Origin of the sequence: Cellulomonas uda, assembly GCF_006538705.1 — a bacterium.
GTDB lineage: Bacteria > Actinomycetota > Actinomycetes > Actinomycetales > Cellulomonadaceae > Cellulomonas > Cellulomonas uda.
The window spans coordinates 25462-37460 of the sequence record NZ_BJLP01000002.1; the positions used below are offsets into that span (position 1 = coordinate 25462).

Sequence of the window (11999 nt, forward strand, 5' to 3'; positions counted from 1 at the left end):
CGGGTATCGGCACGCCGAGCCGGAGCAGGTGCGGGGTCGGCGCGAGCGGGGTGGTGGGGTCAGACGTCGGTCGAGAGCCTGCCCGCGAGCTTCGCGCGGCCCGCCTGGACCTGCGCGAGCACCTTGCCCAGGTCGATCTCGAAGTCCGCGAGCCGACGGTCGCAGTAGTCGTCCGCGTCGCGTCGCAGCTCCTCGGCGGTGCTCTGCGCGTCGGCGACCAGCGCCGCCGCGTGCTCCTGCGCGGCCGTCACGACCGCCTCCTGCGCGACGAGCTCGGCCGCCCTGGCCCGGGCGCGCTCCAGGATCCGCTCGGCGTCCTCCTGCGCGGCGGTGCGCGCGGCGTCCGCGTCGGCGAGCACCTGGTCGGCGCGGGTCAGCTGGTCGGGCAGCACCTCGCGTGCCTGCGCGACGAGGTCCAGCAGCTCGGCACGGCTCACCAGCACCGACGACGACATGGGCATGTTCCGGGCGGACGCGACGGCCTGCTCGATCGCGTCGAGCACCCCCGTCAGGCCCTCGGTGCGCTCCTGCGCCTCGCTCACGACGATCCTCCTCCTCTCGCACGCACGGCCCGGTCCGGCGCGGTGCGCGGGTCCAGCCTCGCACCGCAAGCCGCCCCGCGCGGCTCAGGCACGGCTCAGGCGCGGGCCAGCGCGTCGCGCACGGCGTCCGCGACGCCCGCCGGGACCAGGTCCGCGACCGACCCGCCGAACCGCGCGACGTCCTTCACCAGCGACGACGCGACGTGCGCGAGCGCGGGGTCGCCCACCACGAACACGGTCTCCACGCCCGTGAGGTGCCGGTTCATCAGCGCCATCGGCAGCTCGCCGTCGAAGTCCGCTCCCCCGCGCAGGCCCTTGACCACCGCGGCCGCGCCGACCTCGCGCACGAAGTCCGCGAGCAGCCCGGGCACCACCTCGACCCGCACGCCCGCGTCCTGCGCGAACGCCGCCCGGGCGAGCGCGACCCGACGGTCGACGTCGAGCAGCGGGGACTTCGAGGAGTTGCGCGCGATCCCGACGACGACCTCGTCGAACATCGACCGCGCGCGCCGCACGACGTCGACGTGACCGAGCGTCAGGGGGTCGAACGACCCGGGGCAGACGGCGAGGCTCACGTGCGTCAGCGTAGGCCAGCGTCCCGCGGGGCACGGTGCATCACGCGCAGCGTCCCCACGTCGTCGAGCGGCACGTGACCCACGACCGTGAACCCGAGCCGCTCGTAGAGCACCACGTCGCGCGCCTCCGCCGTGCACAGCCAGGTCGTCGCGCCGCGCTCGTCGCACGACGCGAGGCCCCGCGTGGCGAGCAGCGTGCCCAGGCCGCGGCCCTGCAGGTCCGGCCGGACGGCCAGCAGGTGCAGGTAGGTCGGCGCGCCCGCGGGCGCGAGGGCCGACGAGCGCCCGAGCGTCGCGAACAGGTGCGCGGCGCGCTCGGGGCCGACGACCGCGGCGACGACGCCGGGGACGGACGGCAGGCTCGTCATCACCGGGTGGTCGGCCGGCACGTCGGGCGGACGCCACGCGGCCACCGCCACGACCTCCCCGTCGACCTCCACGACGTCCACCCGCCCGACCGCGACGTACCGGTCGACGAGCGCACCGAACCACGCCGCGCACACGTCGTCGCGCGTCGCCTCGTCGGGCAGCGCCCACCGCACGAGCGAGTCGTCGTGGAACGCCAGCGCGAGGACCGTCCGGATCGCGGGGACGTCGTCCCAACGCGCCGCGCGCACCAGCCGCTCGTCGGTCATCGTGGACCGCCCTCCTCGACGTCGTCGGGACCCTCGTCGGCGACCGCCGGCTCGTCCGGCTCGGCGAACCACACCGCCGTCTCGCCGTACGAACGCGCGTCGAACCGGCGCACCCCGTCCGGCCAGGCGGGCTCGGGCGCCCGGCCCGAGCGCTCGACGACGACCACCGCGCCCGGGGCGAGGTGCCCGGCCAGGGCGCGCAGCACGGCCTCCAGGTCGGCCTCGGGCAGGTCGTACGGGGGGTCGACGAGCACGAGGTCCCACGGCGACAGCGGGGCCCGCTCGACGAAGCGCTCAGCCTTCTCGGCCACGACCACCACGCGGTCCCCGACGCCGAGCGTGACCACGTTGCGCCGGCAGACCTCGGCGGCCTGCCGCGCGAGCTCGACGAGGGTCACGGCCGCGGCGCCGCGGCTCGCGGCCTCGAGCCCGAGCGCACCCGAGCCGGCGTACAGGTCGAGCACGCGCGCGCCGGCGACGACGTCGAGGTGCTCGAGGCGCGAGAACAGCGCCTCGCGCACGCGCTCGCTCGTCGGCCGCGTCCCGGCCCGCGGCACCTGCAGCGCCCGTCCGCCGACGCTGCCCGCGACGATCCTCGTCACGCCGTCCTCCCGTCCCGCGACAACCCGACCTGCGACAACCCGACCCGCGGCCCGGCGACCGGAGCCGCACCAGGGAGGGTGTGCCGTGCGCACAGCCTCGCCCACCACCGGCCCGGCCGTCACCTCGCCCGGTGCCGGCCGAGCCGCGACCCGTCACGCACGGTCGAGGAACTCCTCGCGCTCGCCCGCCAGCAGCGCCTCGATCGCGTCGCGCAGCGCGGGGTACGACTCGAGCTCGGGGTCCTGCTCGACCACCGCGCGCGCGTCCGCCCGCGCCTGCTCGATGAGGTCACCGTCGCGCGTGACGCGCAGCAGGCGCAACGACGTCGACCCGCCGGACTGCGACGCGCCCAGCACGTCACCCTCGCGTCGCTGCTCCAGGTCGAACGCCGCGAGCGCGAACCCGTCGAGCGTCGCCGCGACCGTGCGCAGCCGCTCGTGCCCGGGACCGCCCTCCTGCGCGCCCGAGACGAGCAGGCACACGCCCGGCGCGCTGCCGCGGCCCACACGGCCACGCAGCTGGTGCAGCTGCGAGACGCCGAACAGGTCGGCGTCCAGGATCACCATCGCGGTCGCCTCGGGCACGTCGACGCCGACCTCGACGACCGTCGTCGAGACCAGCACCGGCACCGCGCCCGACGCGAAGTCCGCGAGCGCGCGGTCCTTCTCCTCGGGGGCGAGCCGCCCGTGCAGCATCCCGACGCCGACCCCGGCGAGCTCGGGCAGCGACCTGAGCTCCTCGACCACCTCGAGGACCGCACGCGGCGGGCGGCGCGGCGTCGCGCCCTGGTCGCCGAGCGTCGCGGGCTCGTCGGCCACGAGGTCCGCCCCGTCCGCGTCGTCGCCCGTGATGCGGGGGCAGACGACGTACGCGCGGCCACCCCGGGCGACCTCCTCCCGGACGCGTGCCCACGTCCGGGACATCCAGGTGGGCAGGTGCGCGGGCACGACGAACGTCGTGATCGGGGACCGGCCCGCGGGCAGCTCGTCGAGCACGGACGTCTCGAGGTCCCCGAACACGGTCATCGCGACCGTGCGCGGGATCGGCGTGGCGGTCATGGCCAGCAGGTGCGGCTGTGCCGACGCCTTGGCGCGCAGCGCGTCGCGCTGCTCGACACCGAACCGGTGCTGCTCGTCGACCACCACGAGCCCGAGCTCCGCGAACTGCACGGTCTTCTCGAGCAGCGCGTGCGTCCCGACGACGATGCCCGCGGCACCCGATGCGGCGTCGAGCAGCGCCTGCTTGCGCGCAGCACCGGTGACGGAGCCCGTCAGGAGCGCGACGCGCGTGCCCTGGTCGGCACCCCCGAGCATCCCGCCCCCGGCGAGGTCGCCGAGCATGGCCCGCAGCGACCGCGCGTGCTGGGCGGCGAGCACCTCCGTCGGCGCGAGCAGAGCCGCCTGCCCACCCGAGTCGACCACCTGCAGCATCGCGCGCAGCGCGACCACCGTCTTGCCGGACCCGACCTCACCCTGCAGGAGCCGCTGCATGGGGACGGGCTGCGCGAGCTCGGCGGCGACCTGCTCGCCCACCGTGCGCTGACCCGCGGTGAGCGTGAACGGCAGCCGCTCGTCGAACGCGTCGAGCAGCCCGCCCGGCACGTGGGGCCGGGCCACCGCGGGTTGCGCCGCCGCGCGCGCCCGGCGGCGCGCGAGCTCGGCCTGCAGCACGAACGCCTCCTCGTAGCGCTGCCGGCGGCGGGCCGCGCGCCAGTCCTCCTCGGTCTCGGGGCGGTGGATGGCGCGCAGCGCGGGCAGCAGGTCGCCCAGGCCGCGCGCGTCGCGCACCTGCGCGGGCACCGGGTCGGGGACGTCACCGTCCCGGAGCGGGTCGAGGACGAGCTGCACGGCGGTCGCGATCCGCGCGCTGTCGAGACCCGCGCTCGCCGGGTAGACGGGCAGCGGTCGCGCGGCGTGCTCGAGCGCCGCGCCCTCGTCGTCGGCGTCGAACCACACCGCCTCGGGGTTCGCGAGCTGTGCGCGGCCGTTGAACCAGCCGACCTTCCCCGTGAACAGCCCCCGCCGCCCGGGCCGCAGCTCCTGCACGAACCGCTTGGCCATGTGCTCGCGCTGCGCGAAGAACGCGAGGTGCAGCACCGACCGTCCGTCGGTGACCTGCGCCTCGACGCGGAGCTTGCCCGACGACCGCGCGCGCAGCACGCCGGAGCACGAACGCACCTCGGCGACCACCGACACCTTCTCGTCGATCACGAGACCCGCGATGTCCGTCAGCCTGCTCGGGTCGGCGTACCGGCGCGGGTAGTAGCGCAGCAGGTCGCCCGCCGTCCGCACGCCCAGGGCCTCGAACTTCGGCCCCGTGCGCGGCACGAGCGAGCCCACCGGGCGGTCGAGCCCCGCCGCGCGCGTCACTCCGTCCGCGTACCGCACGCGTCCTCCTTCGTCGTCCGCATCATCGTCGCCCGCACCCCGAGTCAGTCCACCGCGACGAGCACGCGCGTCGCGCTCGCGTCCGCGAGCACGGTCGGCTCGAGCCCGTGCTGCGCCGCGACGCGCTCGACCTGCGCGGCCAGCAGCTCGTCCAGCGGCCCCGGCACGACGACCGTCAGGCTCTCCGGGACCGGCAGGGCGCCGTCCGTCAGGGCGCCGGCCAGGCGGTCGGGGAGGTCTGCCAGGCGGTCGGGCACCGCGCGGACGAGGCCGTCGACCGTCCGGCCGAGCTCCGCGACCGACGCGTCGGGCTCGAGCGCGGCCACCCGCGCGCGGGCCGTCGCGAGCGCCGCCGCGGCCGCTGCCGAGGTCCCCGCGGTCACGAACGCGAGCGTGGCGACCGCCGCGCGCGCCTCGTCGTCCGCGCCGAGCACCTCGACCCCGTCGATCCCGAGCAGCAGGTCCAGCTCGTCCCCCGCGACCGCACCACCGGGCACGACGAGCACGGCCCGGCCGGACTCGTCGCGTGCGTCCTCCACGGCACGCCGCACGTGCTCGGCCCGGACGGGCAGCTCAGGACAGCGCACGACGACGACGGCCCCCGCGGTCGCGTACCAGGCGGCGAGCCCCGGCGACGCCGTCACGACGACCAGGCCCCACCCGTCCGGGCGCGGGCCGACCGCGGCGTCGACCACGTCGAGCCGCCGCACCACCACCTGCTCGCGCGCGCCCGCGGCGCACGCGTCGATCGCGGCGACCGGCTCGTCGGTGTGCACGTGCGCGTGCCACCAGCCGTCGGCCCCCACGACGGCGACCGAGTCCCCGACGGCCGCGAGCCCCTCGCGCAGATGGTCGCCCAGGTCCGCGCGCGGCGCCTGGACGACGAGCATGACCTCGAACGCCCCGCCGCCGCCGTGCCCCGCGTCCGGCAGGTCGCCGTCCGCGTCCCGCGCCCGCGGCACGGAGCGCTCCGGAAGCCACAGCGCGGGGTCGCGTGCCGGCTCGCGCGTCACCGCCGCGACCAAGGCGTCCACGACGACGAGGAGCGCGCACGCCCCGGCATCCGGGACGTGCGCGCGGCGCAGCACCGGGTGCGTGGCGGAGATCCGGGCGAGCGCCTGGTGCCCCGCGGCGGCCGCATGGGCCACGGCCTGCCCGGTCGGCGCACCGGCGTCCGCGGCGAGCTCGGCCGCCTCCGCGACCTCGTCGGCCAGCGTGAGCACGGTGCCCTCCTGCGGGTCCGCGAGCGCGAGCCGCGCCGCGCGCGCCGCGTCCCGCAGCGCGTCCGCGAGGACCCGTGCCGGGCCGTCGTCGTCGCGCCGTGCGCGCCGCACGAAGCCCGCGAGCCACTGGCTGAGGATCACCCCGGAGTTGCCGCGCGCCGCGAGCATGGCGCCGCGCGCGAACGCCGCGAGGGCCGCCTCGGCGTCGGGCGGCCCACCCGGGGACGCGAGCAGCTCGTCGACCGCACGGGCGCCGCCCTCGACGGTGAGCCACGCGTTCGTGCCGGTGTCCGCGTCGGCCACGGGGAACACGTTGACGGCGTCGATGCGGCCGCGCGCACCCACGAGGCCCGCGCGTGCGGCGGACACCCAGGCGAGGGCCTGGTCGGTCCCGAGCAGCACGCGCGCTCCCCTCTCGTCGTCCCGCCGTGGTCCGGTGGTCGTGGTGGTCCGGTCGTCGTGCCGTCCGTCCTGTCGGCGACGAGACCGCGCACCAGCCTGCCCGACACGGCGGACGTCGGTGCGGCGCATCTCACCCTGCACCACCGCACCCACATTTGGGGGCCCTGCACGCCATGGGCTAGTCTTGACCGGTTGCCCGACGGGTTCGGGCGCGCCCTGACGGGTGCGGTGGCAGGTTCGTCCGACGATCTCGTCCGACGGTCCGCGACCGCCGCCCACCGGGAAACACCGACTTCGCCGCGGACCTCGCGGCTGTTCAAGTTCGACCAGAGCAACAGGAGAAGACCGTGGCCGCCACCTGCGACGTCTGCGCCAAGGGCCCGAGCTTCGGGCACAGCATCTCGCACTCGCACGTCCGCACGAAGCGTCGCTGGAACCCGAACATCCAGCGCGTCCGCGCGGTCGTCGCCGGGACGCCCAAGCGTCTCAACGTGTGCACCTCGTGCCTCAAGGCCGGCAAGGTCCAGCGCGCCGTCTGAGTCGCACCTCCAGCATCGACCGCAAGGCCCGCGAGGAATTCTCCTCGCGGGCCTTGCGTCGTCGCGCCCGTGTGGCATGGTGACCCCATGGCCGAGCAGATCGAGGAGCTGACCATCCGCGCGGCAGGGCCGGCGGACGCCGCCGCGATCGCGTCCGTGCACGTGCGCTCGTGGCAGGAGGCGTACGTCGGGATTGTCTCCGCGACCTACCTCGACTCGCTCGACCCGCAGTCGGCGGCCGAGCGGTGGCGGCACCACCTCGAGCGCGGACCGGACGACGGCGTGCGGACGTGGCTCGCGCAGGACGGCGGCCGGCCCTTGGGCTTCGCGTCGATGGGTCCGAGCCGCGACGAGGACGCCGGCCGCGGCGACCTGGAGATCTACTCGATCTACCTCGACCCCGGGACGTGGGGGCACGGGGTCGCGCGCGAGCTCATGCGCACCCTCATCGCCGAGGCGGGCGACCACACGCCGCTGTCGCTGTGGGTGCTCGCGGCGAACGAGCGCGCGCGCCACTTCTACCGGCGCCACGGCTTCCAGCCCGACGGTGTCGAGCGGTTCGAGGACGTGGGCGGCGAGGAGCTGCTCGAGGTCCGCTACCGCCGCCGCTGACCGCCAGGACGCTCAGCCCGGCCGGCCGGCGAAGTGGTCCCAGCCCGTCGCGACACCGGGAGCCTCCCCGTCGAGGGTGACGGCGGGCTCGTCGTCCCCGGCCGGCTCCCCTCGGCCGACCACCCCACCGACCGCCCCGTCGACCACCCGGCCGATCACCCGGCCGATCACGCGAAACGGTGCCGGGAGCTCGGTCCCCGCGGGGAACGTCGCGAGCAGGCCGTGGTCCTCTCCTCCGCCGAGGACCCATGCCCACGGGTCGGCGTCGAGCCCGCGGGCCACGTCCGCGAGCGCGTCCGCGGCCGGGGCGAGGGCACCGCGGTCCAGGTCCACGCGGACCCCGCTCGCACGCGCGAGCCGCCCCGCGTCCTTGAGCAGCCCGTCGGACACGTCCATCATTGCGGTCGCGCCCGCGCGCGCGGCGTCCGGCCCCGCGGCGAGGGGTGAGCGCGGCCGCAGATAGGCCTCGACGAACCGGGCGGGCACGTGCGCGGCGCGCGCGGACAGCGACGCCAGACCCGCGGCCGACCACCCCAGGACCCCCGCGTGCGCGACCACGTCACCGGTCCGCGCGCCGGAGCGCAGCACGGGGGCACGCCCCTGCAGGTCGCCGTGCGCGGCCACGCCGACGACGACGAGCGGCCCGCCCGACAGGTCCCCGCCGACCACGCCCGCACCCAGCGGGCCGCACTCGGCGGCGAGACCGCGCGCGAGCCCGACGACCCAGTCGACGTCCAGCTCCGCGGGTACGACGAGCGTCACGACCAGGCTCGTAGGCACCGCGCCCATCGCCGCGACGTCGGCCAGGTTCTGCACCGCCGCACGTCGCCCGACGTCCTCGCCCGAGGACCACGCGCGACGGAAGTGCCGGTCCTCGACCAGCACGTCCGTCGTGACGACAAACCGCCCGTCCGCTGCCGCGACGACCGCTGCGTCGTCGCCCGGGCCCAGGAGGGTCGCCGCGCCCGCCGGCAGCTCCGGGACGATCCGGGCCAGCAGCTGCTCCTCGGTCAGGTCCGCGACTCGCACCCGGCCACGCTAGCGCCCGCGCGACGGCGAGCCAGCCCGCGCACGCGCTCGTGCGGAGCACGCCCCGCGAGTCGTTACGGTGGTGACGTGCCCCGCGCTGCTCGTCGTGCCCTCGCCCTCGCCCTCGTCCCGGCCGCCCTCGCCGGGTGCGCGCCGGCCGTGGCGACCACCGCGGGACCGTACGCGACCGACCCGGTGTGCGCGCAGGTGGTCCTCGCGACACCCGACGAGCTCAGCGACCTGGAGCGGCGCGACACCGACGCGCAGGCGACGACCGCGTGGGGCGACGGCTCGGGCGCGGTCGTGCTGCGCTGCGGCGTCGAGCCGCTCGGGCCGACCACGGACCGCTGCGAGAGCGTGGAGTCCCCCGACGGCACGTCCGTCGACTGGGTCGTCGTCGCGTCCGACCCGGACGACGAGGCGGGCAGCGACTGGACGTTCACCACGTACGGTCGCGTCCCCGCGGTCCAGCTGCTCGTGCCGGCCGCGATCGCGCGCACGCACCCCACGTCGTTCCTCGACGCGCTCGGGCCCGCCGTCCAGCACACCACCCGCGAACGCGGCTGCCTGTGACGCGCCCGACGCCGACGCGCCTGCCGTGACGCGTCAGCGCAGACCGGTGGGCCGCTCGAGCGCGAGGCGCACGAGCTCGTCGACCAGCTCGGGGTAGGTCAGGCCCGTGGCCTCCCACATGCGCGGGTACATCGAGAACGGCGTGAACCCGGGCATGGTGTTGATCTCGTTGACGATCACCTCGTCGTCGGGCGTGACGAACACGTCCACGCGCGCGAGGCCCTCGCACCCGAGCGCCTCGAACGCCTGCACGGCGACCTCGCGCACGCGGTCCGTGACGTGCTCGGGCAGGTCGGCGGGGCACGCCAGCCGCACGGCCGCCTCGTCGAGATACTTGGCCTCGAAGTCGTAGAACGCGTGCTTGCCCGCGTCGACGACGATCTCGCCCGGCAGCGACGCGCGCGCCCGCTCGCCGTGGTGCCCGCCGAGCACGCCGCACTCGATCTCGCGGCCCACGATCGCGGCCTCGACGACGACCTTCGGGTCGTGGCGCTGCGCCTCGGCGACTGCCGCGGGCAGGTCGGCGAGGTCGTCGACGCGCGTGATGCCGAGGCTCGAGCCGGCGCGCGCGGGCTTGACGAACAGCGGCAGCCCGAGCGCGCGGACCCGCTCCGTCTGGCCCTCCGGGTCGCGGTCGAACGCGCCGGGCAGGAGCACGACGAACGGCCCGACGGGCAGCCCCTGGCCCGCGAAGACGAGCTTCATCATGTGCTTGTCCATGCCGACGGCCGAGGCGAGCACACCGTCGCCGACGTACCGCACGTCGGCGAGCTCGAGCATGCCCTGGAGCGTGCCGTCCTCGCCGAACGGACCGTGCAGCAGCGGGAACACCACGTCGACCTCACCGAGCGGGAGCGGCGCGTCACCGTTCGAGACGAGGTGCACCTCACGGTCCGACGACGACTGCGGCAGCTGCACGTGCGCACGCGCGTCCTCGACCTGCGGCAGCCGCCCCTCGGTGATCGCCCAGCGGTCCGGGTCGTCGTCCGCCAGCACCCAGCGCCCCTCGGGCGTGATCCCGACCGCGAGGACGTCGTACCGGTCACGGTCGAGCGCGCGCAGCACGCCGCCGGCGGTCGCGCAGCTGATCGCGTGCTCCCCGGAGCGGCCGCCGAACAGGACCATGACGCGGGGACGGGCGGAGGAAGCGGGGGCGCCCGTGTCGGCGGGCTGCGGCTGGGCGTTCATCGGGGACGACCCTACCTGCCGCCGACCGGGTGCCGACCGCGCGCGTACGCTGGCGCGGTGACCTCGCCGCACGCGCACCGGGCCCCTTCGACGCTCGTCGTGACCGCCGGACGCCCCGACCGCGGGCAGGGCGCGCCGCTCAACCCGCCGCTGGTGCTGTCCTCGACCTTCGTCTCGCAGGGCGTGCCGGGCGACGAGCCGATGTACGGGCGCGCGGACACCCCCGCGTGGCACGCGTTCGAGGGTGCCCTCGCAGCGCTCGAGGCGTGCCCGTCGCCCGCGCTCGTGCTCGGCTCGGGCATGGGCGCGATCGCGGCCGCGCTCTCCCTCGTACCCCCGGGCGGCCGGCTCGTCCTCCCCCGGCACAGCTACCAGGTCACGCTCGGCTACGCGGCCGACCTCGCGCGGCGCAGCGGCGTGCAGGTCGAGCTCGTGGACGTCGCGGACACCGACGAGGTGCTGTCCGCGGTCCGCGACGGCGACGGCACCCGGCCCGCGGACCTGCTCTGGGTCGAGTCCCCGACCAACCCGATGCTCGAGGTCGCGGACCTGCCCGCGCTCGTCGTCGGCGCGCACGAGGCCGGCGCGCTCGTCGCGGTCGACAACACGTTCGCCACGCCGCTCGTGCAGCGGCCGTTCGAGCACGGCGCGGACGTCGTCGTGCACTCCGTCACCAAGTACCTCGCGGGGCACAGCGACGTCGTCCTGGGCGCGGTGCTCGCGGCCGACCCGGCGGTGCGCGCCCGCCTGCACGAGTACCGCACCGTGCACGGTGCGATCGCCGGCCCGTTCGAGGTGTGGCTCGCACTGCGCGGCCTGCGCACCCTCGCGCTGCGGGTCGAACGCGCCCAGGCCAACGCGCTCGAGCTCGCGCGCCGGCTCGCGGCCCACCCACGCGTGCTCGCCGTGCGGCACCCCGGCCTGCCCGACGACCCCGGCCACGCGCGCGCGACGAAGCTCATGGACGGCTACGGCTCGATCATCGGCATGCGCCCCGTGGGCGGGCCCGACGCGGCCGACGCGCTCGTCGACGCGCTGCGGCTGTGGGTGCCCGCGACGAGCCTCGGCGGGGTCGAGTCGACGCTCGAGCGCCGCCGCCGGTTCACCACCGAGTCCGTCACCGTGCCCGAGGACCTCCTGCGCCTGAGCGTGGGCATCGAGGACGTCGAGGACCTGTGGCGCGACCTCGAGGACGCCCTCGACCGGACGGCCTGACCCGCGCCTCAGCTCGGTGTGGTGACCATCCAGCGGCCGTCGGCCCGGGTGAGATGGAGCGTGCCCTCGACAGCGCCGAAGGCCTCCGCGACGGAGCCACGAAGTCCGGTCGCGACGTCCGCAGCGGCATCGCCGTCGAGCACGACCTCACCGACGCTGCCCTCGATCTCCTCGTCGAGCTCGCCGAGCCGTTCGACGCCGGTCAGGCACGACGAGGCCGCAGTGGCGACCTCGAGCGAGCGTTGAGCCTCGACCGTCAGAAGGGAGCAGACACGTTCCGGCTCACCGCCGGCGAGGCCGCCCAAGAACGCCTCGACCGTCAGGCGCGCCCCCTTCTCGCCGGGCTCGAGCCCAGGATCGAGCGGCTCACCGTCCGCACACCCCCCGCACAGCACCACTGCGAGCACGCCCGTCGCGCACCACACCGCGCGGATCCCCATGTCGTTCCCCCTTCGTCGTCGCGGTCGATCGACCGC

The 11999-nt window shown here is 76.3% G+C and carries 13 protein-coding genes; 4 read left to right on the forward strand and 9 right to left on the reverse strand.

Features of this window, described 5'->3' with window-relative positions:
* Window positions 1-59: 59 nt before the first annotated feature.
* From CUD01_RS00915 to CUD01_RS00940, 6 genes are all read right to left on the reverse strand, one after another.
* Window positions 60-542: a hypothetical protein gene (locus CUD01_RS00915; RefSeq protein ID WP_094180456.1), complete on the reverse strand. Its 483-nt coding sequence runs from the start codon at window positions 540-542 to the stop codon at window positions 60-62.
* 95 nt (window positions 543-637) lie between these two features.
* The gene (gene coaD / locus CUD01_RS00920) at window positions 638-1117 is read right to left on the reverse strand and encodes a pantetheine-phosphate adenylyltransferase (RefSeq protein WP_141317943.1); all 480 of its coding nucleotides are present in this window, start codon (window positions 1115-1117) and stop codon (window positions 638-640) included.
* Between the two features lie 5 nt (window positions 1118-1122).
* Entirely contained in the window at window positions 1123-1752 is a 630-nt protein-coding gene (locus CUD01_RS00925; RefSeq protein WP_141317945.1) for a GNAT family N-acetyltransferase, read from the reverse strand.
* Window positions 1749-2354 carry a 16S rRNA (guanine(966)-N(2))-methyltransferase RsmD gene (gene rsmD, locus CUD01_RS00930; RefSeq protein WP_141317947.1) on the reverse strand — a complete coding sequence of 202 codons (606 nt, stop codon included), beginning with the start codon at window positions 2352-2354 and terminating at the stop codon, window positions 1749-1751. Before rsmD ends, CUD01_RS00925 begins: the two co-directional genes overlap by 4 nt.
* A gap of 153 nt (window positions 2355-2507) precedes the next feature.
* On the reverse strand, window positions 2508-4742 hold the full coding sequence (locus CUD01_RS00935) for an ATP-dependent DNA helicase RecG (protein ID WP_141317949.1): 2235 nt from the start codon (window positions 4740-4742) through the stop codon (window positions 2508-2510).
* A gap of 44 nt (window positions 4743-4786) precedes the next feature.
* Window positions 4787-6367 carry a DAK2 domain-containing protein gene (locus CUD01_RS00940; protein ID WP_166771974.1) on the reverse strand — a complete coding sequence of 527 codons (1581 nt, stop codon included), beginning with the start codon at window positions 6365-6367 and terminating at the stop codon, window positions 4787-4789.
* Between the two features lie 347 nt (window positions 6368-6714).
* Here CUD01_RS00940 and rpmB point away from each other — a divergent pair, with 347 nt between their 5' ends.
* Window positions 6715-6906, forward strand: coding sequence for a 50S ribosomal protein L28 (rpmB, locus tag CUD01_RS00945; RefSeq protein WP_019136706.1), 192 nt, complete (start codon window positions 6715-6717; stop codon window positions 6904-6906).
* Between the two features lie 87 nt (window positions 6907-6993).
* Complete coding sequence (locus CUD01_RS00950) at window positions 6994-7518, forward strand: GNAT family N-acetyltransferase (protein WP_094180462.1); 525 nt, start codon at window positions 6994-6996, stop codon at window positions 7516-7518.
* Between the two features lie 12 nt (window positions 7519-7530).
* Here the strand turns inward: CUD01_RS00950 and CUD01_RS00955 are convergent, their stop codons facing one another.
* Complete coding sequence (locus tag CUD01_RS00955; protein ID WP_141317953.1) at window positions 7531-8547, reverse strand: thiamine-phosphate kinase; 1017 nt, start codon at window positions 8545-8547, stop codon at window positions 7531-7533.
* A gap of 87 nt (window positions 8548-8634) precedes the next feature.
* Between CUD01_RS00955 and CUD01_RS00960 the strand changes: the two genes are divergently transcribed.
* Window positions 8635-9120 (forward strand): DUF3515 family protein, encoded by a 486-nt coding sequence (locus CUD01_RS00960; protein WP_141317955.1) that lies wholly within the window; start codon window positions 8635-8637, stop codon window positions 9118-9120.
* Between the two features lie 33 nt (window positions 9121-9153).
* On the opposite strand, the gene CUD01_RS00965 is transcribed toward CUD01_RS00960, so the two are convergent.
* Entirely contained in the window at window positions 9154-10308 is a 1155-nt protein-coding gene (locus CUD01_RS00965) for a D-alanine--D-alanine ligase family protein (protein ID WP_141317957.1), read from the reverse strand.
* Between the two features lie 57 nt (window positions 10309-10365).
* On the opposite strand from CUD01_RS00965, the gene CUD01_RS00970 reads away from it, so the two are divergent.
* Window positions 10366-11523, forward strand: a complete 1158-nt coding sequence (locus tag CUD01_RS00970) for a trans-sulfuration enzyme family protein (protein ID WP_141317959.1) — start codon at window positions 10366-10368, stop codon at window positions 11521-11523.
* Between the two features lie 8 nt (window positions 11524-11531).
* Here CUD01_RS00970 and CUD01_RS00975 read toward each other — a convergent pair whose 3' ends face one another.
* Window positions 11532-11963 carry a hypothetical protein gene (locus tag CUD01_RS00975; protein WP_141317961.1) on the reverse strand — a complete coding sequence of 144 codons (432 nt, stop codon included), beginning with the start codon at window positions 11961-11963 and terminating at the stop codon, window positions 11532-11534.
* Between the last annotated feature and the right edge of the window lie 36 nt (window positions 11964-11999).